23 protein-coding genes are annotated in these 24999 nt (G+C 56.0%); 6 read left to right on the top strand and 17 right to left on the bottom strand.

Going from position 1 to position 24999, the window contains the following annotated elements; genetic code table 11:
• Positions 1-31: 31 nt before the first annotated feature.
• Genes KF947_RS19930 through KF947_RS19915 form a run of 4 tightly spaced genes read right to left on the bottom strand, consistent with a single transcriptional unit; the run spans position 32 to position 3089 of the window.
• Complete coding sequence (locus KF947_RS19930) at positions 32-613, bottom strand: Maf family protein (protein ID WP_133730434.1); 582 nt, start codon at positions 611-613, stop codon at positions 32-34.
• A complete protein-coding gene (mreD, locus tag KF947_RS19925) occupies positions 610-1098 on the bottom strand; it encodes a rod shape-determining protein MreD (RefSeq protein WP_227404905.1) in 489 nt (162 codons plus the stop codon). Before mreD ends, KF947_RS19930 begins: the two co-directional genes overlap by 4 nt.
• Complete coding sequence (mreC, locus tag KF947_RS19920) at positions 1098-2027, bottom strand: rod shape-determining protein MreC (protein ID WP_133730432.1); 930 nt, start codon at positions 2025-2027, stop codon at positions 1098-1100. Before mreC ends, mreD begins: the two co-directional genes overlap by 1 nt.
• A gap of 24 nt (positions 2028-2051) precedes the next feature.
• The gene (locus KF947_RS19915; RefSeq protein ID WP_007114671.1) at positions 2052-3089 is read right to left on the bottom strand and encodes a rod shape-determining protein; all 1038 of its coding nucleotides are present in this window, start codon (positions 3087-3089) and stop codon (positions 2052-2054) included.
• Between the two features lie 229 nt (positions 3090-3318).
• On the opposite strand from KF947_RS19915, the gene gatC reads away from it, so the two are divergent.
• The 3 genes from gatC to gatB all read left to right on the top strand — a co-directional run bounded on the left by gatC (position 3319) and on the right by gatB (position 6605).
• Positions 3319-3606 (top strand): Asp-tRNA(Asn)/Glu-tRNA(Gln) amidotransferase subunit GatC, encoded by a 288-nt coding sequence (gatC, locus tag KF947_RS19910; RefSeq protein ID WP_133730431.1) that lies wholly within the window; start codon positions 3319-3321, stop codon positions 3604-3606.
• Between the two features lie 84 nt (positions 3607-3690).
• Positions 3691-5151 carry an Asp-tRNA(Asn)/Glu-tRNA(Gln) amidotransferase subunit GatA gene (gene gatA, locus KF947_RS19905; RefSeq protein WP_227404904.1) on the top strand — a complete coding sequence of 487 codons (1461 nt, stop codon included), beginning with the start codon at positions 3691-3693 and terminating at the stop codon, positions 5149-5151.
• Positions 5151-6605 carry an Asp-tRNA(Asn)/Glu-tRNA(Gln) amidotransferase subunit GatB gene (gene gatB / locus KF947_RS19900; RefSeq protein WP_227404903.1) on the top strand — a complete coding sequence of 485 codons (1455 nt, stop codon included), beginning with the start codon at positions 5151-5153 and terminating at the stop codon, positions 6603-6605. The genes gatA and gatB overlap by 1 nt, the downstream gene beginning before the upstream one ends.
• Positions 6606-6772: 167 nt before the next feature.
• Here gatB and sixA read toward each other — a convergent pair whose 3' ends face one another.
• From sixA to KF947_RS19880, 4 genes are all read right to left on the bottom strand, one after another.
• Complete coding sequence (gene sixA, locus KF947_RS19895; protein WP_227404902.1) at positions 6773-7252, bottom strand: phosphohistidine phosphatase SixA; 480 nt, start codon at positions 7250-7252, stop codon at positions 6773-6775.
• Entirely contained in the window at positions 7245-8357 is a 1113-nt protein-coding gene (locus tag KF947_RS19890) for an NAD(P)H-dependent glycerol-3-phosphate dehydrogenase (protein WP_227404901.1), read from the bottom strand. The genes sixA and KF947_RS19890 overlap by 8 nt, the downstream gene beginning before the upstream one ends.
• Positions 8358-8460: 103 nt before the next feature.
• A complete protein-coding gene (gene htpG / locus KF947_RS19885) occupies positions 8461-10395 on the bottom strand; it encodes a molecular chaperone HtpG (protein ID WP_227404900.1) in 1935 nt (644 codons plus the stop codon).
• Between the two features lie 151 nt (positions 10396-10546).
• Positions 10547-10879, bottom strand: coding sequence for a YkvA family protein (locus KF947_RS19880; protein ID WP_133730425.1), 333 nt, complete (start codon positions 10877-10879; stop codon positions 10547-10549).
• 138 nt (positions 10880-11017) lie between these two features.
• Between KF947_RS19880 and KF947_RS19875 the strand changes: the two genes are divergently transcribed.
• Positions 11018-12967: a transglycosylase SLT domain-containing protein gene (locus KF947_RS19875; protein WP_227404899.1), complete on the top strand. Its 1950-nt coding sequence runs from the start codon at positions 11018-11020 to the stop codon at positions 12965-12967.
• A gap of 42 nt (positions 12968-13009) precedes the next feature.
• On the opposite strand, the gene KF947_RS19870 is transcribed toward KF947_RS19875, so the two are convergent.
• The gene (locus KF947_RS19870; protein WP_227404898.1) at positions 13010-13666 is read right to left on the bottom strand and encodes a LysE family translocator; all 657 of its coding nucleotides are present in this window, start codon (positions 13664-13666) and stop codon (positions 13010-13012) included.
• A gap of 133 nt (positions 13667-13799) precedes the next feature.
• On the opposite strand from KF947_RS19870, the gene KF947_RS19865 reads away from it, so the two are divergent.
• The gene (locus tag KF947_RS19865; RefSeq protein WP_007114660.1) at positions 13800-14003 is read left to right on the top strand and encodes a cold-shock protein; all 204 of its coding nucleotides are present in this window, start codon (positions 13800-13802) and stop codon (positions 14001-14003) included.
• 69 nt (positions 14004-14072) lie between these two features.
• Here the strand turns inward: KF947_RS19865 and KF947_RS19860 are convergent, their stop codons facing one another.
• The 4 genes from KF947_RS19860 to KF947_RS19845 form a co-directional block, all read right to left on the bottom strand.
• Complete coding sequence (locus KF947_RS19860; RefSeq protein ID WP_133730422.1) at positions 14073-14930, bottom strand: hypothetical protein; 858 nt, start codon at positions 14928-14930, stop codon at positions 14073-14075.
• Positions 14931-14974: 44 nt separating this feature from the next.
• On the bottom strand, positions 14975-15934 hold the full coding sequence (gene yegS, locus KF947_RS19855) for a lipid kinase YegS (protein WP_133730421.1): 960 nt from the start codon (positions 15932-15934) through the stop codon (positions 14975-14977).
• Between the two features lie 55 nt (positions 15935-15989).
• Complete coding sequence (gene pepN / locus KF947_RS19850; RefSeq protein WP_227404897.1) at positions 15990-18620, bottom strand: aminopeptidase N; 2631 nt, start codon at positions 18618-18620, stop codon at positions 15990-15992.
• Between the two features lie 67 nt (positions 18621-18687).
• The gene (locus tag KF947_RS19845; RefSeq protein WP_007114656.1) at positions 18688-19173 is read right to left on the bottom strand and encodes a YajQ family cyclic di-GMP-binding protein; all 486 of its coding nucleotides are present in this window, start codon (positions 19171-19173) and stop codon (positions 18688-18690) included.
• A gap of 248 nt (positions 19174-19421) precedes the next feature.
• On the opposite strand from KF947_RS19845, the gene cobO reads away from it, so the two are divergent.
• Positions 19422-20021 carry a cob(I)yrinic acid a,c-diamide adenosyltransferase gene (cobO, locus tag KF947_RS19840; RefSeq protein ID WP_133730419.1) on the top strand — a complete coding sequence of 200 codons (600 nt, stop codon included), beginning with the start codon at positions 19422-19424 and terminating at the stop codon, positions 20019-20021.
• Positions 20022-20109: 88 nt separating this feature from the next.
• Here cobO and KF947_RS19835 read toward each other — a convergent pair whose 3' ends face one another.
• The 4 genes from KF947_RS19835 to hflK all read right to left on the bottom strand — a co-directional run bounded on the left by KF947_RS19835 (position 20110) and on the right by hflK (position 24913).
• On the bottom strand, positions 20110-21405 hold the full coding sequence (locus KF947_RS19835) for an adenylosuccinate synthase (protein WP_133730418.1): 1296 nt from the start codon (positions 21403-21405) through the stop codon (positions 20110-20112).
• The gene (locus tag KF947_RS19830) at positions 21405-22601 is read right to left on the bottom strand and encodes an ATP phosphoribosyltransferase regulatory subunit (protein WP_133730417.1); all 1197 of its coding nucleotides are present in this window, start codon (positions 22599-22601) and stop codon (positions 21405-21407) included. The genes KF947_RS19835 and KF947_RS19830 overlap by 1 nt, the downstream gene beginning before the upstream one ends.
• Before the next feature lie 143 nt (positions 22602-22744).
• Positions 22745-23641 (bottom strand): protease modulator HflC, encoded by an 897-nt coding sequence (gene hflC, locus KF947_RS19825; protein WP_133730416.1) that lies wholly within the window; start codon positions 23639-23641, stop codon positions 22745-22747.
• A complete protein-coding gene (gene hflK / locus KF947_RS19820) occupies positions 23642-24913 on the bottom strand; it encodes an FtsH protease activity modulator HflK (RefSeq protein ID WP_133730415.1) in 1272 nt (423 codons plus the stop codon). It abuts the gene before it with no gap.
• Positions 24914-24999: the final 86 nt, after the last annotated feature.

Here is a 24999-nt window from a genome sequence, read left to right as displayed (position 1 = left end):
TACAGGCGGCGACGCCCTCTATTCAAGGGCGTTAAACGCGCTGCCAGATAGGAACTCCCTGTCGGCATAGCAAGTGCGTCGTCTCAAACAGCGGTAGCCCCACCACTGCTGAGTGACTGCCTTGAATCTGTTTTACAAATATGGCGGCTAATCCCTGTATTGCGTAGCCCCCAGCCTTATCAGCAGGCTCACCCGTGCGCCAGTAGGCTGCAATTTCATCAGCGCTTATCTCACGCATGGTCACCTGGGTGGTCACACAGCAGGAGAGCATACCTTCTGACCCACTCACCGCCACCGCGGTAAGCACCTCGTGACACCGTCCTGAAAGCAGCCGCAGCATCTCGGCGCCCTCCTCCGCATCCGCTGGTTTACCTAGAATACGCCCATCGACCACCACAGCGGTATCTGAACCGAGGGTCGGCAAGTCAGTTAGCGGGGCAGCCGCCTCGGCTTTGGCAATCGCTAAGCGTAGTACATACGCTTGAGCCGTCTCACCGGCCAGCGGTGTCTCATCGATATCACAGGGATAAACCGTGACTGGCACACCAATGGAAGCCAGCAAGGCCCGACGACGTGGAGAAGCCGACGCTAAGCACAAAACAGGCGCAGTCATGAAGCGGTCAACCGACGTTCTAATGCCTGGAACATCGTCGCTAGCCACGGCCACAGCAACGCACTGATCAGCGCGGGAATCAAAAAGGCTAAATGAATCGAAAAATCACCCACAATAGTACGCAGCCACTGGGCGACTAGCTGCATCAAGCCCAACAGCACCAGCACCAGCGCCGACTGCTGTATCAGCGAATAGGCGCGGAAACGGGGGTAGACCAGAGCACAGAGAAATGCCAAGAGCGCATAAATTAACGCATGCTGCCCCAACGCGGTGCCTTCAATTAAATCCATTAAAATGCCCAGCACGAAGCCATGAAAAACGCCGACTCTGTCGGGTGTGCGCATACACCAGTAGATCAGCATCAGTCCTAGCCACTCGGGCCGGTATACCTGCCAACCATCGGCCAGCGGCATGACTTGTAAACACAGCGCCAGAAGCAGACTTAGCCAAATAACTAAAATAGGCACAACCGGTGCACGCGCCATCAGGGCACCTCTTGATCGGGACTAGCAAGCTGAAGCGAAGAGCGTAAAGCCTCTGCCGAGATATTCAGCGTCTCATCCCACGCATGTTCGTCTACCTCCGCTCGCGGGGGCGGAAAAAGCAGTAAGAAGTGACGTGAGCGCTGAAGTTGTGCCATAGGTTCGGCCGTCACACGCGCAAAAGGCTGACCAGGGTCGTGAAAGACCTCGGTTACGCGTGCCACGGGGTAACCCGGTGGAAAGCGCCCTGCCAAGCCCGATGTGGTTAGCAAATCACCTTCTCGAATATCCGCCGTGTCAGGCACGTGCATGACATTAACGCTGCTATAGCGCCCCGCCCCTTGGACGATAAAACGTAAGCCATTGCGGTTTAACTGAACCGGCAACGCATGACTGGCATCGGCTAACAGCAGTACCCGACTTGAGTAGGCAGAGACCGCGGTAATTTGCCCCACCAAACCCGAGGCATCAATCACCGGCTGCCCCACATAGGTGCCATTGCGATGGCCGCGATTAATCACCATCTGATGGCTAAAGGGATCGTTATCCAGCGACAGCAGCTCAGCGGTGATATAGGGAATATCGCGCCGCTTAGCCGCCCTCAACAATTCGCGCAGCTCGCTGTTTTCCGCAGTCAAATTTGCCAACCGTTGACCACGATGAGAAAGGGTAAGAATTTGCTCACGCAGGCGGCGGTTTTCATCCACCAACGCCTGTTGATCGGAGAGCGCAAGCGACCCCCAATTCAATAGGTCACTAGGCACACTAACGACCCATTGAATAGGAGCAACGACCGTCGTCATTTGCGCACGCACTTGCTCCATACGTGTGAAATGCTGGTCGACAAACATCAATGCACTGGCGGCCAGGACGCAAAAAAACAGCCGGTAGCCCGGCAGAGGCCCGTGCGAGAACAGCGGTTTAATAGGCAATCCCCCCGCAATTAACCGCTGCGATTAGTCGCTCGACAGCAACTCAAAGGTGTGCTGATCGATCATTTCCAGCGCTTTACCACCGCCGCGAGCAACGCAGGTCAGCGGGTCTTCAGCAACAATTACCGGCAGCCCTGTCTCTTCAGCGATCAGCTTGTCCAGATCGCGTAACAGCGCCCCACCGCCCGTTAGCACCAAACCCCGCTCAGCGATGTCGGATGCCAGCTCAGGCGGTGACTGTTCAAGGGCGCTCTTAATCGCGGCCACGATAGAACCCAGAGTTTCTTGCAGTGCTTCCAGGGTTTCGTGGGAATTGAGCGTGAAGCTGCGTGGAATACCTTCAGCCAGATTACGACCGCGCACGTCAATTTCACGCAGTTCGCCACCAGGGTAGGCGCAACCTATCTCTTCTTTGATACGTTCGGCTGTCGCTTCGCCTATCAGGCTGCCGTAGTGACGACGTACGTAAGCGGTAATGGCTTCATCAAAGCGGTCGCCACCCACCCGAATAGACTCGGAGTAGACTACGCCGTTAAGTGAAATAATCGCGATTTCAGTAGTACCACCACCGATATCCACCACCATCGACCCCTGCGCTTCATCAACCGGAAGCCCTGCGCCAATCGCCGCCGCCATGGGTTCTTCGATCAAGAACACCTCGCGGGCACCGGCACCTTCAGCTGACTCACGAATCGCCCGGCGCTCTACTTGCGTTGACATGCAAGGAACGCACACCAGCACACGCGGGCTGGGGGTTAAGAAGGTGCTTTGGTGAACTTTGCGGATAAAGTGCTGAAGCATCTGTTCGGTGACGGTGAAGTCGGCAATAACGCCGTCTTTCATCGGCCGAATCGCGGTAATATTGCCGGGCGTACGCCCCAGCATTCGCTTGGCATCAGTACCGACTGCCGCGACGCTGCGCATATTGCCAGACTGGCGGATAGCAACCACGGACGGCTCATCGAGCACGATACCGCGACCGCGAACATAAATCAGTGTGTTGGCCGTACCCAAGTCGATCGACAGATCGCTGGAAAACAGCCCCCTCAAACGTTTAAACATGGATGTTGTTACCTAGTGCAGACCGGGAACCCTGTGCGGATGCAAACGGTATCACCGCAACCCCCTGGCAGCAAGCACGAGTCGCGCCTAACACTGCCCGTTAAGGCCAAGATGTGGTACCTTTTGCGGCTATTTTCCACGTCTGCAACACAAGACGTTTTTTTAATATCGGTATGTATACCGCTTAAAGCCGATTATGTTCCATCACGTTTACGAGGAAATATCGATCATGGCGCTTGAAGAATCTCATGTGCGCCGGGCCGCTCACTTGGCCCGACTCGCCGTCAGCGATGACCAAGCCAGCGGCTTTGTAGACGACCTAAGCCGGATTCTGGACATGGTCGACCAGCTACAAAGCCTCGATACTGAGGGTGTTACGCCGCTCGCTCATCCGCTGGATGCGACCCAGCGACTGCGCGCCGATGAAGTGACGGAAACCAACCAGCGCGACGCGTTTCAGCGCTGTGCTCCGGCAGTGGAAAATGGCCTGTATCTCGTGCCTCGCGTCGTTGAATAAGTACGCAGAGCCACGAAGCACGAACATTTAATCAAGCCACCACTATTGCCTCTTTTTTTCTCCCCTGAACGGAGCTTCTGGGTCATGTACGAGAAAACCTTAACGCAACTCGCCGCCGCGCTAAAAAGCGGTGAGTTCTCAAGCCGCGAGCTGACCGCTCACTATTTGCAGCGTATCGAAAAGGCTGACGGCAAGCTCAACAGTTTTATCAGCGTAACCGCCGAGCAAGCGCTGAAACAGGCTGAAGTAGCCGACCACGCCCGAGCGGCGGGCAACGCCGGGCCGCTGGCGGGTATTCCCTTGGCGCTCAAAGATATTTTTTGCACCCAGGGCGTAAAAACCAGCTGCGGTTCAAAAATGCTGGATAATTTTATCGCCCCCTACGACGCCACTGTGGTGGAAAAACTTAACGCGGCGGGCACCATCAGCCTGGGCAAAACCAATATGGATGAGTTCGCCATGGGCTCCTCCAACGAAAACAGCTACTACGGCCCGGTCAAAAATCCCTGGGATTTGACCGCGGTGCCCGGCGGCAGCTCCGGCGGCAGCGCAGCAGCGGTCGCGGCGGGCCTGGTGCCTGCAGCCATGGGCACCGACACCGGCGGCTCGATTCGTCAGCCCGCGGCTTTTTGTGGCATCACCGGCTTAAAGCCCACCTACGGTCGCGTGTCGCGCTTCGGCATTATTGCCTACGCCTCAAGCCTTGATCAGGCTGGCCCCATGGCGCGTAGCGCCGAAGATTGCGCCCACCTGCTGGGGGTTATTGCGGGCCATGACGGCCGCGACTCCACCAGCGTTTCCCGCGGCGTACCCGACTATGTGGAAGGCCTTAATGCTCCTCTCTCGGGGCTCAAGATCGGGCTCCCCAAAGAGTATTTCGGCGATGGTTTAGACCCTGAGGTTGAAAAAGCCGTTCGTGAGGCGGTAAAAGTTTACGAATCCCTAGGCGCCACGGTGCGTGAGGTCAGCCTACCGCATACCCACTATGCGATTCCGGCCTACTACGTGATCGCCCCAGCGGAAGCCTCTTCCAACCTGTCCCGCTATGACGGCGTGCGTTTTGGTCACCGCTGCGACAATCCCAGCGATTTGATCGATCTCTACACACGTTCACGGGCTGAAGGCTTCGGCGAAGAAGTTAAACGGCGCATCCTGATCGGCACTCACACGCTCTCTGAAGGCTTCTTTGACGCCTACTACACCAAAGCCCAGCAGGTGCGCCGTTTGATCCGTCAGGACTTCCTGGATGCGTTTGAAGACGTCGACGTGCTGATGGGCCCCGCCTCGCCTACCCCGGCGTTTGACCTGGGTGCCAAAAAAGATCCGGTGTCGATGTATCTGCAGGATATCTACACCATCGCAGTGAACCTGGCGGGCATTCCCGGCATCAGCGTACCCGCCGGTTTTGCCGGTGGCCGCCCCGTCGGTCTCCAGATCCTGGGCACCCATTTTGCCGAAGCGCAGCTGCTTAACGTCGCTCACCAGTTTCAGCAAGCGACCGACTGGCACTTACAACGTCCTGCCTTTGCCGAGGAGTACGCCTAATGCAATGGGAAACCGTGATTGGGCTTGAAGTCCACGTTCAGCTCGCAACACGTTCAAAAATCTTCTCCGGTGCCTCAACGGCGTTTGGCGCTGAGCCAAACACCCAGGCCTGCGCGGTGGATTTAGGCCTACCCGGCGTGTTGCCAGTCCTCAATGAGCAGGCCGTGGCCATGGCCGTGCAGTTTGGCCTGGCAGTGCATGCGGATATCGCCGAGGTCTCGGTGTTTGACCGTAAAAACTACTTCTACCCTGACTTGCCCAAGGGTTATCAAACCAGCCAGATGTACCACCCCATCGTCGGCCCTGGCGACGTTGAGATTACGCTGGAAGATGGCAGCACCAAGCGTATCCGCATCCACCATGCTCACCTGGAAGAGGATGCCGGCAAGTCACTGCATGAAGATTTTCACGGCATGACCGGTATCGACTTAAACCGGGCTGGCACACCGCTACTGGAGATCGTCTCCGAGCCGGATATGCGTAGCGCCAAAGAGGCCGCGGCGTATCTCAAGGCGATTCACTCGATCGTTACTTATCTGGGCATTTCCGATGGCAATATGGCGGAAGGCTCCATGCGTTGCGACGTTAACGTCTCGGTTCGCCCTAAAGGCCAGGAAGCCTTTGGCACCCGTGCAGAGATTAAAAACGTTAACTCCTTCCGGTTTGTCGAGCGCGCCATTGCCTTTGAGGTTGAGCGGCAGATTGAGCTGATCGAAGATGGCGGCAGTGTGGTTCAAGAGACCCGCCTGTTTGACCCTGACCGTGATGAAACCCGCAGTATGCGCACTAAGGAGGAGGCCAACGACTACCGCTACTTCCCCTGTCCTGACCTGCTGCCGGTGGTGCTCGACCAGGCCTACCTGGATCACCTGCGTGGCCAGTTGCCCGAACTGCCTGCGGATAAACGCGAGCGCTTCCAGAACGAGCTGGGTCTGTCTGCTTATGACGCTAATGTCATCTCCGCCAGTCGCGATATGGCCGAATTTTTTGAAGCGGTACACAGCGAGTGCGGCGATGCCAAGCAGGCAGCCAACTGGGTTCAGGGTGAGCTTTCCGGTGCGCTTAATCGCGAAAACCTGAGCATTGCCAATAGCCCCATCTCAGCGCGCCAGCTAGGCGAACTGATCAGACGCGTGCTGGACGACACCATTAACGGCAAAGCCGCAAAAGAGGTTTTTCAGGCGTTGTGGAATGGTCAGGGTAAGTCCGCCGACGAGGTAATCGACGCCAAAGGCCTTAAGCAGGTGACCGACACTGGCGCTATCGAGGCAATGATCGATCAAGTGATTGCCGATAGTCCGGCCCAGGTCGCTCAGTACCGCGACTCGGAGCCGGAGAAACGCGGCAAAATGATTGGCTACTTTGTTGGCCAAGTAATGAAGGCGTCGCGTGGGACCGCCAACCCACAGCAGGTGAACGGCTTGTTAAAAGAGAAGCTCGACGCGCTGTTGTAACAGGGAGACGATCCGAACAACTCTTCGCGGGGGCGCTGTGAACCCCTCCCTGGGCGCTACTTTCGCCATCCCTGGCGAAAGACCCCCGCTACGAGCTGATTCGGATCTGAAAGCTTGCAAATACTAGCGGCTGCATTGGCAGCCGCTTTTTTTGGCATTTAAGGTTCTTAAAGTTGGCTGGGCTGGGTAAATCGCCTCAACTGCGAGCAGCCTGCTGCCCATACGTCGGCCTCAAGCTCGGCGATAGCGGCGGTGGGAAAGCCAATACCCTGGGCAGGGCTGCCCTCTACTAACAACCCCGCCAGATCACCTACCAGCGGCATATGACTGACCAGCATGATCGGCGCACCTTCGGGCTGTTCCAGCAACCAGTCGCTTACCGCACGGGGTGAATCATCCGGGGTGATAAAATCCAACGTTTCAAACGACGTTTCCAGCGCATCGCAGAGCCTTTGCGCGGTTTGCTGCGCGCGCGCATAGGGGCTGGCATAAATCCTCGGCATACCCAACTCGCCTGCAGCCACGTGCTCGGCCAACCAACGCGCCATTTTTTCGGCCTCAAACTCGCCGCGGGGCGTTAATCGGCGCGCCTGGTCGGGATAGCCCGGCGCGGCCTCACCGTGGCGCATAATTAGCACATCAGGCATTCCTGCCTCCATTGTCCTTTGAAGCCTGGCTGTGAGGAGCTTGGCTGTGAGAGGCTTGGTCTCGATGGGCCTGCTGTACGGCTTCACGGGGCAGGATAAACTCCACATCGCTACTCTGCTCACCCATCATAAGGGTACGCGCCATCTCCTGGGCGGGCACGCCGTCAAACAACACGTGATTGAGGCCTTCCGCCAGCGGCATATAAACGCCCATTTCACTCGCTTTAGCGCATACCAGCTTAACGGTGTTTACCCCTTCCGCGACCTGGCCAAGGGCATCGACAGCCTCTTCCAGCGTGCGCCCTTCGCCCATGGCGTAGCCGACACGGTAATTGCGCGACAGGTTAGACGAGCAGGTAACGATTAAGTCGCCCACCCCCGCCAGCCCTAAAAAAGTCATCGGGTTAGCCCCCTGGGCGACCGCAAAGCGGCTCATCTCAGCCAAGGCGCGGGTCATCAGCATACTGCGGGTGTTTTCGCCCATGCCCAGCGCCGCCGCCATACCGGCGGCAATCGCATAAATATTTTTCAGTGCACCGCCCAGCTCAACACCATGGCGGTCATCACTTGCGTAGACACGAAAGTAACGGCAGCCCAATACTTGCTGTACGCGAGTGCGGGTAAGCGAATCCGCGCTGGCAATCACGGTCGCGGTTAACTGCTTATCGGCAATTTCAGAGGCCAGATTCGGGCCCGCAATCACGCCAATGTGACTAAAACCCGTTTCCTGCTCGAGTACCTGGCTCATCAGCAGGAAGCCCTCCTGCTCAATTCCCTTGGTGGTACTGACCAGTATCTGCTCGGGCCTAAGCCACGCTTTCGCCGCTTGCACAACGCTGCGAAAGGCCTTTGAGGGAATCGCGATGAGTACGAGCTCCGCGTCGGCCAGCACGGATTGAAGGTCGGTTGAGGCTTCCACGGCCGGATTCATTGCATAGTGGGGCAGATAGCGCCCGTTACGATGCTCTTGGTTGATTTGCGCGACCAGCGTTTCGTCACGCATCCACTGGCGAACGCGAGCGCCATTATCGGCGGCAATACTCGCTAGCGCCGTACCAAAACTACCGCCCCCCAGTACCGCTACGTTGGTTTGCTGCTCAGCCATGATGATGTCCTAGTAAGTCCTGCAGAACGTATATCCCTACTCTACCAAAACAGACGGCCCGCTGGGGTAACCAAGCGGGCCGTCATTGACATAGCGTATTCTGTTAAGCAGTCAGTACACTATTCAGACGCTTCACGTAGGCAGCCGGATCATCCAGATGACCACCCTCAGCAATAATTGCCTGATCGAGCAGTATGTGGGCTAGCTGACCAAACAGATCACCCTCAGCCCCTTCCAAGCGCGCTACCAGCGCGTGGCTAGGGTTAAGCTCAAGAATCGGCTTCACCTCAGGCAGCGGCTGACCAGCGGCTTCCATAATGCGGCGCATCTGGTATCCCATTTCATGCTCGGGCAGCACGACACAGGCAGGCGAATCGGTGAGACGGTGAGTCACTTTTACCTCTTGAACACCATCGCCCAGTGCTTCTTTTACGCGCTTTACCAGATCCTCTTTGGCTTTAGCGGTTTCCTCTTGAGCTTTCTTCTCTGCTTCGTCTTCCACATCGCCAAGATCAAGCTCGCCCTTGGCCACATCGGCAAAGGTTTTGCCGTCAAACTCGGTGAGATGGCTCATTAACCACTCATCAATACGGTCAGACAGCAGCAGGACTTCGATGCCTTTTTTGCGGAAGATCTCAAGGTGGGGGCTGTTTTTCGCCGCATTGAAGCTATCGGCCACAACGTAATAAATCTTCTGCTGCCCCTCTTTCATGCGCTCGACATAGTCCGCTAGCCCGTGCTCCTGGGCAGCCGTATCGGTATGGGTTGAGGCAAACCGCAGCAGGCCAGCAATTTTTTCCCGGTTAGAGGGATCTTCGCCCGGCCCTTCCTTCAATACGCTACCAAAGGTATTCCAGAAGGTCTGGTACTGCTCTTTATCTTTGGCCAGTTTTTTCAACATATCCAAACCGCGCTTGGTCAGCGCCGATTTGATCTTATCTACATTGGGATCCTGCTGGAGCAGCTCACGGGATACGTTTAGCGACAGCTCGCGGGTATCGAGTACGCCTTTTATAAAGCGCAGGTAGAGCGGCAGGAACTGTTCGGCGTCGTCCATAATAAAGACACGCTGAACGTAGAGCTTAACGCCCCGAGCACCGTCACGTTCGAAGAGGTCAAAAGGTGCCCGACCCGGTACATAGAGCAGGCTGGTGTATTCGAGCTTGCCTTCGACCTTGTTATGGCTCCAGGTCAGCGGGTCAGAAAAATCGTGAGCAACGTGCTTGTAGAACGCCTTGTACTCATCGTCGGAAACTTCGCTCTTGGGGCGCGACCACAGCGCCGTCGCCTCGTTAACGGTTTCCCAGGTAGTCACTTCACTACCCTCGATAGGATTACCCTCGTCGTCTTTCGCCGTTTCTGTTTTCGGCATGCGCACGGGGACTTCGATATGATCCGAGTACTTACGAACCAAGCCCTGCAGGCGATAGTCGTCAGCAAACTCTTTGGCATCCTCTTTCAGGTGCAGAGTGATTTCTGTGCCGTGCTGAGCACGCTCAATATCGGCAACGGTAAATTCACCCTCCCCTTTGGAGCGCCACTCAACGCCTTCCGAAGCGTCTGTTCCCGCTTTGCGGGTGCGCACCGAAATTTCATCAGCGACGATAAAGCCCGAGTAGAAACCAACACCGAACTGACCGATTAGCTTGGCGTCTTTCTGCTGCTCGCCCGAGAGCTGCTTGAGGAACTCAGCAGTGCCGGAACGCGCAATGGTACCCAAGTTGGCGATCACGTCTTCCCGGTTCATGCCGACACCGTTATCACGTAGGGTGATAGTGTTGGCATCGCGGTCGTGTTCGATTTCAATGCGTAGTTCGCTGTCGCCTTCGTAGAGTGCATCGTTATCAAGAGCCGCGTAACGTAGCTTGTCGCAGGCGTCGGCAGCGTTTGAGATAAGCTCGCGTAGGAAAATCTCCCGGTTTGAGTACAGGGAGTGAATCATCAAATTCAGCAGCTGCTTAACTTCCGTCTGAAAGCCGAGCGTTTCTTCGTGGTTAGCCGATTTATCAGTCGCTTGTTCGTGGGTAGCTGTAGTCATGCGCTTAGCCCTTATCAATCACGTTGAGTCGCATCCCTCTGCGTTTACATGCAGCAGGATAAAATGGTTTCGTGGAGTAGATATGGGGATAGGCAGCGATTTTTCAAGCGGCCTTGATTAAGAAGCCACTGGGATTAACAAGTCCCTGGGATCAAGAAGGCGTCATATCGGGATCAGGGTATTTCCAGGCCCGATAGCCCTCCAGGCGCTGATCGATACGATTAAGCAGCCAGCCGACAATTAGCACGTCATCCACCACGCCGATTAGCATCAGAAAGTCGGGTATCAGATCGAACGGCAGTACCAAATAGCCCAGCGCTAATGCCATCATGCCGAAGGCCGACCAGGGAATAGGCCGAAAATCGCCGCGAACAACATCGCGGGTCATAGGGATAAACAGCTTTAAAGCGCGCACAATACGTTTTGTCGCCCAAACGCGGGATTTGAGTCGACGCAGCAACCACCAAGTGGATAATGGAGCCATCGCAATTAGATCCTTTAAGTATTTAGGCTGTCAGATCATGGCGGCTGATATTCGTTCAGTATAGCGGTTGCACCGCAATCTGCGTGGGCTGCTCCCGGGCCCAGATTAAGTAACAACGATTTATAGAGAGAGAGCACCATGTTGGTTTCGCCATTTCGCCATACCGCCCGCGTGCTGTGTACCGCACTATTGGCGGGCTTACCTGCGCTTTCGTGGGCTGCATCTGATAGTGAATTACGCGATGCCCTCGCCGCTGCCCGCGAGCAGCAATGGGCGCGTGTCGATGAGCGCTCAATTGAAGACCACCCGTTGCGCGGTTACGTAGAGTACCACCGCTTAAGGGGGCAATTGCCAAACGTAGCTCCTGAACGGGTACATCAATTTATCGACCAGCACGCAGACTCTCCTCTAGCAGGATGGATACGTGGTCAAGCGATAGCAAAGTATGGTCACGCAGGGCGCTATAGCGACCTGCTCGCGGTGGCTGATGGTGAGCCATCAGGCACCGCCCGGCAGTGCTACTACTACACGGCCCTGCTTGCGACTCAACCCCAGTTGGCAAGCGAGGCAGGATTAGATTTATGGCGCGTAGGCAGCTCGCAGCCCAATGCGTGCGACCCACTATTTGAACGCCTGCGGGCCAACGGTACCATCGATGCCACGGCTATTTGGGAACGTAAAATGCTCGCTTGGCAGGCGGGAGAAACGCGGCTATCGAGCTATCTTGGCGGGCTATTAAGCGGCCAGTGGCAAACCGCTCTAGAGACAGTGGATAGTGTCACAGCGCGCAGTAGCGCCATTACCCAGGCGCCCACCTGCCTAGGCCCCGAGTGTGCCGCCACGGCAAGCTTCTACCGGGCCGCCATGCAGCGCTACACCCGTGAAGATACGCCTGCAGCCTTTGCCGCTTGGCAGACGCTCTCGTCGCGTTTAAACCTGCTGCCCAGTGACCGTCAAGCCATTGAGGAAGAACTGGCTTTTTACGCCCTGGTACGCGATGTACCGGGCACGCTAAGCTGGGTTGACAGCGTGCTACCGGGTCTGGAGAGCGAGCGGGTTTTAGAGCTGCGTGTTCGCCATGCGCTGGCTAGCCGAGATTGGAACGGAGTGCTCTACTGGATTGCCGAAATGCCCGCTAGCCAGCAAGAGAATAGCCGTTGGCAGTATTGGCTGGGCCGCGCCAATGGGCAGCTTGGCAACCAGGCGGCTGCCGAGGCACGCTACCAGCAGGCTGCCCAGGATCGCAGTTTTTATGGCTTTGCAGCAGCAGAAAAGCTCGGCCAACCCTATCAGTTGAACCTTGAACGCAATCATTTTGACGAAGCGTCGCGACAGCGCATTGCCCAACTCCCCGTCGTTCAGCGTACTGAGGCCTTGCTACGCATTGGCGAGGATGGGCTCGCCAACAGTGAGTGGCTGCACGCGGTACAGAGCGGTTCGCCACAACAGGCACGAGCGCTAGCCGACTATGCCGCTCAGCAGCAGTGGCATGCACGCTTGGTGCAGACCACCATTGCCGCTGAAATGTGGGATGCTTTGGATTGGCGCTTCCCCCAGGCTTACCACGATAGCTTTCAACACTGGGGCCGTCTCACCGGTGTGGATCCATACCTATTGATGGCCATTACCCGTCGCGAAAGCGCTTACAACCCTAACGCCCTTTCACCCGCAGGGGCGCGTGGGTTAATGCAGCTTATGCCCGGCACCGCCAGCCAAGTCAGCCGTGAACTGGGCATTAGCGATCCTGGCCCCTACGGCGTTCTCGACCCAGAGCTTAATATACGCCTGGGCAGCACCTACCTGCGCGACAAGCTACAACGCTACCAGGGCAATCGACTGGCCGCCGCAGCGGCTTATAATGCGGGCCCTGGCCGCGTCGATCAGTGGCTGGGCGATGGTGTAGAGGCCTTTGATCTCTTTGTGGAGAGCATCCCTTTCCGCGAAACCCGCGACTACGTGCAGGCGGTGCTTAGCTACAGGGTGATTTTTGAGAGTCTTGCCAACGGCGGCAATAGTGAAGGCGTTTCACTGCTGAGCGATAACGAGCAGCAGGTACGCTACGACCGAGCCCTGCTCGCTCGCCGCTAAGCCTTTCTCTACACACCACATTACCGGCTTACCAGGCCCGGTTTATACCGGGCGCTGTGTTAATGCCAGCCGAATACCAAACACCACCAGCACACTGCCCGTAGCGGCATTAAGCACTTGCGCAAAACGTGCGTTAGCCAACCATTTGCCGGCACTTCCCACCATCATGACCACGCTTATTTGCCAAATATTGGCGATGATAAAGTGCACTCCCGCCAGCCATAGCGACTTCAGTAGCGCCGGATCGCCAGGAGCGATGAACTGAGGCAAAAAGGCCATGTAGAACACCACGGTTTTGGGGTTCAACACATTGGACAAAAAGCCCTCTTTAACCGGCTGCCAGCGCGAAACGGCAGGAACACCTTCTAGCACCCCATTAACCGGCAGCGGTTGGCCTTTCCGCGCTGCTATCAAACTGGTAATACCCAGCCAAATTAGGTAGCCCGCCCCCACCAGCTTGAGCATATGAAACGCCCAGGCCGACTGGAGCAGGATCAACGAAATGCCCAATGCAGAAATCGTGGCATGCACAAACAGGCCGCAGCAGATAGCTAAACTCGTGGTGATGCCATCGCGGATGCCTCCGCAGGCCGTATTGCGTATTACCAGCAACGTATCGACACCGGGGCTTATCGTCAGCAACGTGATCGCTACCAAAAAGGAAATAAACTGCGCATCAATAAAACCTAACTGCATCATTTGTGCTTGCTCGCAACCAAATAAAAAATCTTAGGAATGTCGCTGGACGACAGCCGTGTTTACATCTAGAGTAATTGTAGCGGGTGGACAATAGAGTTGCCCGTGATTACTAAGCACGTTAAGGAAATAGAAAATGGCAACTGGCACTGTTAAGTGGTTCAACGATACTAAAGGCTTCGGCTTCATCTCTCCTGATGACGGCGGAGACGATCTGTTCGCCCACTTCTCCGAAATTCAAGCTGAAGGCTTCAAGACCCTGCAAGACGGTCAAAAAGTCAGCTTTGAAGTGACTCAGGGTAAAAAAGGCCTTCAGGCTTCCAACATCCGCCCAGCTTAATTGCTAACGGATGGACAAAGGCCCGCAAACGCGGGCCTTTTTTATTGCCTGACTATTGGCTAAAGAGAATCACTCAAGCGATCCTCCCTCACTCCGCGACTCCCCATTAGCACCGGTTTCCAGGCTACCTTCAGCGCTATCAACGTCACGGTTATCAGCGCCATTGCTATTAAGCTCGCCTGTCGGCTCAACCACAGCACCACTCTCAGCCTCACGATTCTCCAACTCTTGGAATTGCTCCTCAAGCCGTTGCTGCGCTTCTTCAAAGCGACGCTCGGTGTCTTCAATCAAGGCGTCAACATCGGTAACATCGCTATCATCTTGCAAGGGCTCGCGCTCTGGCAGACTGCTTTCGGTGTCCCAACTAGGCGGCACATCCTCGTTCTCCATCGGCTCCAAGGTCGGCGCCTGCTGCTCTACCTCCTGAAACTGCTCCTCCAAACGCTGCTCGGCCTCTTCAAAACGGCGTTCAGTTTCGGCAATAATGTCATCTACATCGGAGCGTGTGGCCTCACCCGGCATAGCGCCCTCTTCATCGAGCACTTCTTCAGGATCCGCCGCCAGGGTGTCTTCACCAGCCTCAACTTCTTCACCGCCAGCCGCCGCACTGCCACTGGACTGAGCGCTGGTTTGGGGATCACTTGCCTGAGTCTCACCATCCTCGCGCAGCGCTTCCGCTCGCTCAAGCTCTTCAGCGGCTTGACGCTCCTCAATATCATCCTCTACTTCTTCGGGACTGGAGATTTCAGTCGCGTTCTCAGCCGTGGCAGACGCTTCTTCGCCCGCCTCCTCATCGCGAGCCGTTTGTTCATCCGTCACCGCAGTATTATCATCAGGTGTCACGGTGGGATCTTCCTGGGAGTCACCGCAAGCACTCAGCAGAAGTGCCACCGCGGCGAGCGCGGGTATCCACACGCGATTTGCCATTTAATTCCTCTCCTCTATAACGTTAATAATGTGAGCCAAAAGAGCTAAGGTCGGCTGGTCGAGGAGAGCAACGGGCACTCCTCAGGTAGTAGCACACGTAGCGCGAGGGGCACTACTTCCGCGCAGAACTGATCATAATAGCGCGCCTCGCCGTCTAACGTGAGTGGCCAGGGCGAGCCATTTTCCTGGGTGGTCACGGTCAGTTGGGTCGTGGTGAAGTAGCGGACGAATCGCCCATCATAGGGGAAACTCTGCAGCTCGCTAATGAGCTTGGTCAGTTCCGTTACCGACCGAAAGTCTTTGACCAGCAGCACGTCCAGACGGCCATCATCCAGCTTGGCACGCGGCCCCAGCACCTGCCCCCCACCCGACTGGCGGCCATTACCTAACGCCAGTAGCAACAAAGACTCACTCTCCTCTTTTTCGTCCCAATGTAGCGTGCCGCGATAGCTGCGGTGCCGCCAAGCTTTTAGCGCTCCCATCACTGAATAAGCCCCGCCCCCGAGCAGCCGCTTAAGGGTTTTCGGTGTCGACGAAGTAACTTCAGCGCCAAACCCACCGGTAGTCATGTTGATATAGTAGCTGGTGGAAGATTCGCCACCAGCGCCTGCGGTCACGCGCACAACATCGATAGGATAGGCGCTTAACTCCCGAGCAGCGGCCAAAGCGGCGCTTGGCTCCAGCGGTAAGCCCACAGAGGTTGCAAAATCATTGGCACTGCCTAGGGGCACAATGCCTAATACAGGACGCCGATCATGGGGCAACCGCATCAGCCCGTTCATAACTTCGCTGACGGTGCCATCGCCGCCACAGGCAATCACATGGGTAACTCCCATGGCGTCAGACTGCTCTGCAATATCCGCAGCGTCGCCCCCCTCCCAGGTAGCACGAACCGTAATCAGCATCCCTGCTTGACGTTGTTCATTGACTGCTTCACGCAATGCCGGGTTACCGGCGGATTTACCATTGATAATCAGTAAATAGTGTTGCTGTGAGTCTGTCACTATTGTTATTCCTTTCCATGGTTTAACTGCGGTTGTTCGCTACTGCGCTAAACGCTTATGCCAGTGCTTTCTCGACCACCTCGTATACATTTGAAGATAGCGGCTGTTGCTTGATCCGCTCAAGCTCAGACCGCATTAGTGCTTGGCGGGTTTCATCAAAGCGCTGCCAGCGGGTTAACGGGGTGATTAGCCGCGCGGCAATTTCCGGATTAAGCCGGTTGAGCTCGATGACTACGTCAGCCAGCAGTTGGTAGCCTTGACCATCCAAACGGTGAAAATTGACCCGGTTTTGAGCAAAGGCGCCGACCAGCGCACGGACTCGATTGGGATTCTTGAGCGAAAAGGCGGGATGCTGCATCAGGTACTTCACCCGCTCAAGCACATCTGGCTGAGGGCGCGATACCTGGACGGTGAACCACTGATCCATCACCAACGGGTCATGCGCCCACTTCTCACCGAAGGCTTTGAGTGCTGGCGAAGCCAGGTCGTCGCGGTCACTGTGCACCAGAAGAGTGAGCGCCTGGCGCACATCGGTCATATTGTGGTCAGCAGCGAATTGGCTTTCACACAGCGCCAAGCCCTGCTCATCTTCAATCGACATAAGATAAGAGAGCGCCACGTTTTTCAGGCTACGCTGAGCTATTTGCTCCGGTGTCGGTGAGTACGCTTCTTCCGTCACATTGGCTTCATAGATAGCCATAAACTCATCCCGCAGAGCCACGGCTAATGACTGACGGACAAATTCCCGCGCGGCATGGATAGCATCTACATCCACAATGGGCTGCTGCTCGGCGATATAGGCTTCAGAGGGTAGCGTCAGCATCTCTGCCAATACCGCTTTATCGCTCATTGGCCCGCTCAGCAGCGCTCTAAAGGCATCGACTACGCGGCTATCCATGACCTTTTCGACGCCATTCCGATGGGCAGCAATCAAGTCATCCAAGGCCAAAAGTGCCAGACGCTGACCCGCATCCCAACGGTTGAAACCATCGCTGTCGTGGGTCAATAAGAAGGCGAGATCTTCACGTGAGTAGGGGTAATGAAGCTTCACCGGGGCGGAAAATTCGCGTAGTAAAGAGGGCACCGGCGCTTCGGCAACATCGGTGAATACAAACGTTTGCTCATCGTCACGTAGATGAATAACCGCATCTTTGCCGAGCTTTTCGCCATTGAGTGTCAGGGTTAGATCCTGCCCCGACTTGGTACCTACCAGTCCCATACGCACCGGGATATGCAGCGGCAGCTTATCTGGCTGGCCGGGTGTGGCAGGCGTACGCTGACGCAGCGTTAAGTGGTACTCACCCTGCACATAATCATACTCGCCGTGGGCGTCAATATCCGGCGTTCCCGCCTGGGAGTACCAGCGCATAAACTGGCTGAAGTCTTCACCGGAGGCTTCAGCCATACAGCCAACGAAGTCTTCAATGGTCACCGCTTGACCGTCGAACCGCTCGAAGTAAAGGTCTGAACCGCGGCGGAAACTCTCTTCCCCGACTAAATTACGCAGCATGCGGACGACTTCCGCGCCCTTTTCATAAATGGTCAGGGTGTAGAAGTTGGTAATTTCAATAAAGTGGTCAGGACGAATCGGATGCGCCGTAGGGCCGGCATCTTCGGCAAACTGGGCGGTACGGAAAAAGGAGACATCCTGAATGCGCTTAACCGGCGCGGAGTTGGTATCCGCCGAAAAACACTGGTCACGAAAGACCGTAAAGCCCTCTTTCAGCGAGAGCTGGAACCAGTCGCGGCAGGTGACGCGATTGCCCGACCAGTTGTGAAAGTATTCGTGGGCAACAATACCTTCGACGTTTTGGAACGCTGCATCGGTGGCGGTCTGGGGGTGGGTCAAGACCGCGGCGGAGTTAAAGATGTTGAGGCCTTTGTTCTCCATCGCTCCCATATTGAAATCATTGACGGCCACGATCATAAACAGATCCAGGTCGTACTCGCGACCATACGCCTGCTCGTCCCACTCCATGGCACGCTTTAACGAGGCCATGGCATGTTCGGTCTTATCCAGGTTGTCTTTTTCTACCCAAATCTGCAGCGTGACATCCCGCCCACTCATGGTGGTGAAGTGGTCTTCTACGCTATGCAGGTTGCCTGCCACCAAAGCAAACAGGTAACAGGGCTTGGGGTGCGGGTCTTCCCAAGTAACAAAGTGACGACCGCCCTCCAGCTCGCCGCGCTCAATCGGGTTACCGTTAGCCAGTAAAATCGGCTCTTGCTGCTGATCGCCGATCACCGTGACCTTAAAGGTGGCCATGACGTCCGGACGGTCGGGGTAAAAGGTAATCCGCCGAAAGCCTTCAGCCTCGCACTGGGTGCAGTACATACCGTTGGATTGGTACAGCCCCTCTAACGCCGTGTTCTCCTGCGGGGCGATCTCCACCTCGCTCTCCAACACAAACCGCTCGGGCACCTGAGCAATTCGCAGACCTTCATCGTCTAATTCATAAGCAGAGGCATCCACTGGCGTTGCATCAATCGCCAGGGAGATCAGCTTTAGGTGCTCGCCATTTAAAACGAGCGGTGCATTCGCGTCAGCCTCTGGATGTCGCTCCATCAACAGTCGCGCTTTCACACGGGTCGCGGCGGGGTCAAGATCAAACGTCAGCTCGGTATGAGTTACCCGGTAGGCGGGTGGCTGGTAATCGCTTAAATAAACCGGCTGCGGATCAGACATAGTGCGTGACTCCTGTATAAAACGAATATTACATACTTCAAAATGTTCGATAGTTTAACACCGCTATCTAGTCGCGGAAGTTATCAAACTGGAGCGGCAAATCTGGCCCCTCTTCGCCGCGCAGCAGTGCCATAACAGCTTGTAAATCGTCGCGCTTTTTACCCGTCACACGCACCTTCTCACCCTGAATTTGCGCCTGCACTTTGAGCTTGCTTGCCTTGATGCGTTTGACCACATCTTTGGCTTCCGCCGCGTCGAGCCCCTCCTTGAGAGCGACTTCCTGGCGTGCTTTCACGCCGGAGAGCACTGGGTCTTGAACATCCATACAGCGGGCATCGATACCCCGGGCGATTAAGCGGGCTCGCAGCACATCAAGCATCTGCTTGAGCTGGAAATCGACTTCCGCCTCTAGCTGCACTTTGTCGCCTTCAAGGGTGAAGCTGGCATCGACCCCCTTAAAATCGAAGCGCGACTGCACTTCTCGGTTAGCTTGGTCGACGGCGTTAGCGCCTTCGTGTTTATCGAACTCTGAGACAATATCAAATGAGGGCATGATGTAATTCCTGAAAAGACATGACCACCTATTCTAGAGCAGCCAGCCCCCTAGGGGCCAATTCTGTTCTTTTTTGTTGCTTTTCAATGTAAATTATTAAGACAAACATTCGCAGAATACCGCAAATACCTGTACAAAAATTGTCCCCAAGCACCTCCATAAAGATGTTCAACCCTGTGCTGATAGCTTAGGCTAGCGGATTAAGAATATTGGCTATTTTTCAGCTTTCCGTTTTATCAGGAGATACCATGAGTGACCGCGACACCCGCCACAAAGCCTCTATGGAAAAACTTAAAGCGCGCGTAGAGGAGAAAGTCGCCAGTGCCAATGAACAGCGCGGCCTGATTATTGTTAACACCGGCAACGGAAAAGGCAAAACGACAGCCGCTTGGGGTACGGTCACCCGCGCCTTGGGTTATGGCTATAAAGTGGGCGTGGTTCAGTTTATCAAGGGGTTATGGGAGTGCGGCGAACGCAATCGCTTGGAAGAAGATGCCAATCTAGAGGTGGCGATAATGGCCACCGGTTTCACCTGGGATACGCAAAATCGCCAAGCGGACACCGACGCCTGCCAAGCAGTGTGGAAAGAGGCTGAGCGTATGCTCGCGGATCCAGAGACCTATCTGGTGGTGCTTGATGAAATCACCTATATGCTCAAGTTTGGCTACCTTGAAATCGAATCCGTTAAACAAGCACTGGAGAATCGCCCTCAAGAACAAACAGTGATTATTACCGGCCGCAACGCTCACCGCGAACTCGTCGCCATGGCCGATACGGTGACCGAAATGCAGGAAGTGCGCCATGCCTTCAATAACGGCCTACAGGCGCGCCGGGGTATCGACTTTTAAATAGCAAAAGGGGCAACTAAGTTGCCCCTTTTGCTCATCTGCCAACCAATGGCCAGCTTAAACCGCTGCTAGCTATCTAAAACCGTCCTTAGCTATCGAACGGGTTACGCAGTACGATGGTTTCCATGCGGTCTGGACCGGTGGAAATAATATCGATGCTGGTGCCTACCTGCTCTTCAAGGTAGCTGATATAAGCGCGGGCATTGGCAGGTAAATCTTCTACCTTCTTAGCGCCCAGGGTCGACTCTTTCCAGCCTGGCAGGTCTTCGTAGAGGGGTTCGACCGCTTCATAGCCTTCTGAATCCACCGGAGTCTCCAGCACGTCGCCATCTTTACTGCGATAGCCAACGCAGACGCGGATATTTTCCAACCCATCCAGTACGTCCAGCTTGGTCAGGCAGATACCGGAGACCGAGTTGATCTGCACCGCATGACGCAGTGCCACGGCGTCAAACCAGCCACAGCGGCGGGCACGGCCAGTGGTAGCACCGAACTCGTGGCCACGCTCAGCAAGGTGACGGCCATCGACATCGAACAGCTCCGTGGGGAACGGACCTGAACCAACACGGGTGGTATACGCCTTGGTGATACCCAGCACATAGTCCAAATAGAGCGGGCCGACGCCAGAGCCGGTGGCCGTGCCGCCTGCAGTGGTGTTGGAGCTGGTTACATAGGGGTAAGTACCGTGATCGATATCCAACAGCGAGCCCTGAGCACCTTCGAACAGGATATTCTCACCGGCTTTACGCAGGTCGTGCACCATACTGACGGTATCGCACACCATGGGACGCAGCTCTTCGGCCATCTGCATCGCCGTGTCCAGCACTTCCTGGAAGTCGACCGCCGGTTCGCCGTGGTAATTCACCAACACGAAGTTGTGGTAGTCGAGCACTTCGCCCAACTTGGAAGCGAAACGCTCGCGATGCAGCATATCGCCTAAGCGCAGGCCGCGACGGGCGACTTTGTCTTCGTAGGCAGGACCAATGCCCCGGCCGGTGGTGCCAATTTTGGCAATGCCACGGGCTTTTTCACGGGCCTGATCCAGGCGCACGTGGTAAGGCAGGATCAGCGGACAAGCAGGCGACAGACGCAGGCGTTCGCGTACCGGCACACCTTTGGCTTCCAGCTCACGGATCTCTTTGATCAGCGCTTCCGGCGAAAGCACCACACCATTACCAATCACACAGGTTTTGCCTGGGCGCAAAACGCCGGATGGAATCAGGTGGAGAACGGTCTTTTCACCGTCGATGACCAGCGTATGCCCCGCGTTATGACCACCTTGAAAACGCACCACGGCGGATGCGGATTCAGTCAGCAGGTCAACGATTTTACCCTTGCCTTCGTCACCCCATTGGGTGCCCAGCACTACGACATTCTTACCCATTATGATGCACTCGTCTCTTGTGTCAGGGCCGTTGGCTGCCAACGACCATCGATAAGCTCAAGACGGCGGTCACACTCATGCTCCGCCGGCCCAGTACGCTGCCCTGGCAGCGCTTGAATCACGCGTTCCCCCTGCTCACGCAGCGCGACAATAGCAGCGTTGAGCGACTCATCCTGCATAGCGGGCGACCAAATAGCCCCGCGGCTCGGGGATGCCAGCGCCAGCGACGCCAGCTGTTTCAGATCCATCGAGAAACCGGTGGCTGGGCGCGCACGACCAAAGGCCCGCCCGGTATCGTCATAACGGCCGCCTTTAGCCAGCGCATGCCCGTAGCCCGGCACATAAGCGGCAAACATCATACCCGTGTGGTATTGATAGCCGCGCAGCTCCGCCAAGTCAAAGTAGAGCGACACATCAAAGCGTGCCAGCACCCCTTGATAAAGCGCATCCAACTGATCCAGCGCCGCCGTAACCGAAGCCGGCGCGCCAGCAAAACGCTCCCGCGCCTGGCGTAAAATATCCGCACCGCCGTGCAGATCGCCCAGGGCTAACAGCATGTCCGCTAAGGCTGGGTCGCTGACACTGGCATCTACATGCTGCGCCAGTTGACTGGGTGATTTTAGCGCTAACGCCTCAAATAGCGCACGCTCCTGCTCGGCGCTAAGTGCTGCGGCTTCGGCAAGGCTTCGATAGATACCGATATGTCCAAGCGCCAGGTGAATCTCTTCCGCACCTGCGGCTTTCATACTGGCCAGCGCCAAGTGAATAATTTCACTGTCCGCTTCAAGCCCTGCATGACCAAACAGCTCAGCGCCCACCTGCACCGGGCTACGGCCGCCCTGATGCTGGTCTGCCTTAGCACGCAGCACATTAGTGCAGTAGCAAAGGCGCACCGGCCCCTGACGCTTTAGCGAGTGGGCATCCATACGCGCAACTTGCGGCGTAACGTCCGCCGAGGCGCCCATCATGCGACCCGTTAACTGGTCGGTCAGCTTAAAGGTCTGAAGATCCAGATCTGTACCGGTGCCTGTTAACAGGGAGTCCAGAAACTCCACTGGGGGCGGCATTACCTGGTCATAGCCCCAGCAGTGGTAAAGATCGAGCAGCGCGCGGCGCAGCTCTTCCATACGGCTTGCCTGAGGCGGAAGCACCTCATCCATGCCGTCGGGCAGTAGCCAGCGGTCAGCGATGGTCATGACGATTGCCTTGAACTTGAAGAAATAGGAGCCACAAAAAAACCGGGCGACGCCCGGTCAATAAATTCTATCACGTTTATTGGCCGGGTGAACCCCGCTTGGCTATCAACAAACCAAGACGGGGAGCACCGGCCAACGGCGGTTTACTCGCCGCTGTCTTCACCGCTTTCTGGTTCAGCGCTACGCAAATAGCGGAAGAAATCGCTACTTGGCTCCAGCACCATCAGATTGCCATCGTCGGCAAAGCTTTCGCTATAGGCATTAAGGCTACGCCAGAAAGAGAAGAACTCCTGATCCTGACCATACGCTTCAGAGAAAATCGCAGCGGCTTGGGCATCGCCTTCACCGCGCAGCGTCTCGGAGCGCTCATTGGCCTGGGCAAGCAATACCTGGCGACGACGATCCGCATTGGCGCGAATACGTTCAGCCTCTTCCTGCCCCTGAGCACGCCACTCACGGGCTTCACGCTCACGCTCGGAGCGCATCCGCTCAAAAACAGCAGCTGATACGTCTTCAGGCAAATCGATGCGCTTGATACGAATATCGCGAATTGCCACCCCGAGCTCTTCACGCATCAGCTCGTCAAGCTCTTCGGTGGGGCCTGTCATCAGGTCATCACGACGCTCAGCGATAATTTCCTGAAGATTCAAGCGACCAAATTCATTACGCAGGCTCTCATCCACCCGCGGTTGTATCAGGCGGATAGCCATCAACTCATCACCCGCCGTCGCTTCGTAGTAGCGCGTGGGATTCACCACCTGCCACTTAACGTAGGAGTCGACGATCACCGCTTTCTGCTCAAGGGTCAGATAGCGGCTGGTATCGGTGTCCAGCGTCAACAAGCGCGTATCAAACTTACGGATCGTTTGCGCGATCGGCACTTTAGCGTGCAAACCAGGCTGAATATTCTCTTCAATGACTTCACCAAAGCGCAGCTTAACGGCTCGCTCGGTTTCGTCTACCACGTACAGAGTGTTGCTTGCCAGCCACGCCACGGCAGCCAGACCACCAACAATCAGCAGGGATCGATTATTAATCATTTACCGGCCCTCCCTGCGGATGGAGCTACTATTGGTATTCGATGAAGAGCTGGAACTGCCCTGGGTGTTGCGTAACCGCTCAAGCACACTCGGGTCTAGCTGTTCATCGCTGTTGTCGCTTCCGCTGGAAGAGTTATTTCGATTACTGCTTCCACCGCTAAGCTGATCGAGGGGTAGATACATCAGCGGCGCGTTTTCGCTTACATCCAGCAGCACCTTCGGCGAATTACTAAACACTTCTTCCATTGTGTCCAGGTACATACGTTCACGCATGATATCCGGGGCATTTGTGTACTCGGAAAGTAGCGAGTTAAAGCGGTTGGCTTGGCCCTGCGCTTCAGCAACTACTGACTCACGGTAACCCTGCCCCTGCTCAACAATACGCTGCGCCTGACCTTGCGCTTCCGGAATGATCGCGTTGGCGTAAGCAATACCCTGGTTGATTGTGCGCTGACGATCCTCACGCGCACGAATAACGTCATCGAAGGCGTCGATCACTGGCGCGGGCGCCGAAGTGGACTCGATGTTAATAGTTTGCAGGCGAATACCAGCACCGTAGTTGTCGAGATAAGACTGTAGACGACTAGCGACCGAGCTACCCAGAATCTCACGACCCGAGGTCAGGATATCGATCATATCGGTACCGCCGACGACGTGACGTAGTGCCGAATCCAGCGCATTCTCAATCGAGATCGCAGGATCGCGTACGTTAAGCACAAAATCGCGTGGATTAGCTACCTGGTACTGGGCAGAAATTTCCACTTCGACAATGTTTTCGTCGCGGGTCAGCATCGACTGGGTCTGCGATAGAGAGCGCACACGGGTCACATTGACCATGCGCACATCGTCAATCAGCGGCGGATTCCACTGCAGGCCTGGATCTACGATGCCCTGAAACTCACCAAACCGCAGCACAACGCCACGCTCGGATTGATCCACGAGGTAGAAGCCCATTGCAGCCCAGATCGCCAGCGCAACAATAATCAGCAGGCCTGGCAGCGCGAAAGGGTTGCGGTTCTTATCACTACCGCCACCCCCGGGTTTCTTGCCGCCGCCTTTTTTGCCGCCACCCAACATGCTGTTGAGCTTGTCCTGAAACTTTTTCAGCGCTTCATCCAGGTCAGGTGGGCCTTGGTTGTTGCCCCCTTTATTGCCGTTGTTGCCGCCGCCATTATTACTGCCACGGTTTCCATCGCCGTCGTTTCCACCGCGTCGGCCGCCACTACTCCAAGGGTCGTGCTGGTTGCCACCACCAGGCTCATTCCAGGCCATACTTCGTCTCCACTAAGGTATTCGCTAACGCTAGTGGCATCACACTTAGGCGTCACCACCGCGTTTTGATATTATTGCTCTATAAA

It is taken from the genome of Halomonas sp. FeN2 (assembly GCF_020595105.1).
In the GTDB taxonomy this organism is placed as follows: domain Bacteria; phylum Pseudomonadota; class Gammaproteobacteria; order Pseudomonadales; family Halomonadaceae; genus Vreelandella; species Vreelandella neptunia.
Note: the sequence above shows the minus strand (reverse complement) of the source record. Positions and strands in the feature narration are given on the sequence as shown.

Excerpts from the sequence above, each read along its gene's own strand:
- pepN (WP_227404897.1), bottom strand. The coding sequence starts at position 18,620 with ATGTCTGATCCGCAGCCGGTTTATTTAAGCGATTACCAGCCACCCGCC.
- hflC (WP_133730416.1), bottom strand. The coding sequence starts at position 23,641 with ATGATTAATAATCGATCCCTGCTGATTGTTGGTGGTCTGGCTGCCGTG.
- KF947_RS19880 (WP_133730425.1), bottom strand. The coding sequence starts at position 10,879 with ATGGCTCCATTATCCACTTGGTGGTTGCTGCGTCGACTCAAATCCCGC.
- KF947_RS19930 (WP_133730434.1), bottom strand. The coding sequence starts at position 613 with ATGACTGCGCCTGTTTTGTGCTTAGCGTCGGCTTCTCCACGTCGTCGG.
- gatB (WP_227404903.1), top strand. The coding sequence starts at position 5,151 with ATGCAATGGGAAACCGTGATTGGGCTTGAAGTCCACGTTCAGCTCGCA.
- gatC (WP_133730431.1), top strand. The coding sequence starts at position 3,319 with ATGGCGCTTGAAGAATCTCATGTGCGCCGGGCCGCTCACTTGGCCCGA.
- KF947_RS19830 (WP_133730417.1), bottom strand. The coding sequence starts at position 22,601 with ATGACCATCGCTGACCGCTGGCTACTGCCCGACGGCATGGATGAGGTG.
- KF947_RS19875 (WP_227404899.1), top strand. The coding sequence starts at position 11,018 with ATGTTGGTTTCGCCATTTCGCCATACCGCCCGCGTGCTGTGTACCGCA.
- KF947_RS19845 (WP_007114656.1), bottom strand. The coding sequence starts at position 19,173 with ATGCCCTCATTTGATATTGTCTCAGAGTTCGATAAACACGAAGGCGCT.
- KF947_RS19835 (WP_133730418.1), bottom strand. The coding sequence starts at position 21,405 with ATGGGTAAGAATGTCGTAGTGCTGGGCACCCAATGGGGTGACGAAGGC.
- KF947_RS19865 (WP_007114660.1), top strand. The coding sequence starts at position 13,800 with ATGGCAACTGGCACTGTTAAGTGGTTCAACGATACTAAAGGCTTCGGC.
- cobO (WP_133730419.1), top strand. The coding sequence starts at position 19,422 with ATGAGTGACCGCGACACCCGCCACAAAGCCTCTATGGAAAAACTTAAA.
- KF947_RS19860 (WP_133730422.1), bottom strand. The coding sequence starts at position 14,930 with ATGGCAAATCGCGTGTGGATACCCGCGCTCGCCGCGGTGGCACTTCTG.
- mreD (WP_227404905.1), bottom strand. The coding sequence starts at position 1,098 with ATGGCGCGTGCACCGGTTGTGCCTATTTTAGTTATTTGGCTAAGTCTG.
- KF947_RS19915 (WP_007114671.1), bottom strand. The coding sequence starts at position 3,089 with ATGTTTAAACGTTTGAGGGGGCTGTTTTCCAGCGATCTGTCGATCGAC.
- KF947_RS19890 (WP_227404901.1), bottom strand. The coding sequence starts at position 8,357 with ATGGCTGAGCAGCAAACCAACGTAGCGGTACTGGGGGGCGGTAGTTTT.
- hflK (WP_133730415.1), bottom strand. The coding sequence starts at position 24,913 with ATGGCCTGGAATGAGCCTGGTGGTGGCAACCAGCACGACCCTTGGAGT.
- sixA (WP_227404902.1), bottom strand. The coding sequence starts at position 7,252 with ATGCCTGATGTGCTAATTATGCGCCACGGTGAGGCCGCGCCGGGCTAT.
- htpG (WP_227404900.1), bottom strand. The coding sequence starts at position 10,395 with ATGACTACAGCTACCCACGAACAAGCGACTGATAAATCGGCTAACCAC.
- KF947_RS19870 (WP_227404898.1), bottom strand. The coding sequence starts at position 13,666 with ATGATGCAGTTAGGTTTTATTGATGCGCAGTTTATTTCCTTTTTGGTA.
- gatA (WP_227404904.1), top strand. The coding sequence starts at position 3,691 with ATGTACGAGAAAACCTTAACGCAACTCGCCGCCGCGCTAAAAAGCGGT.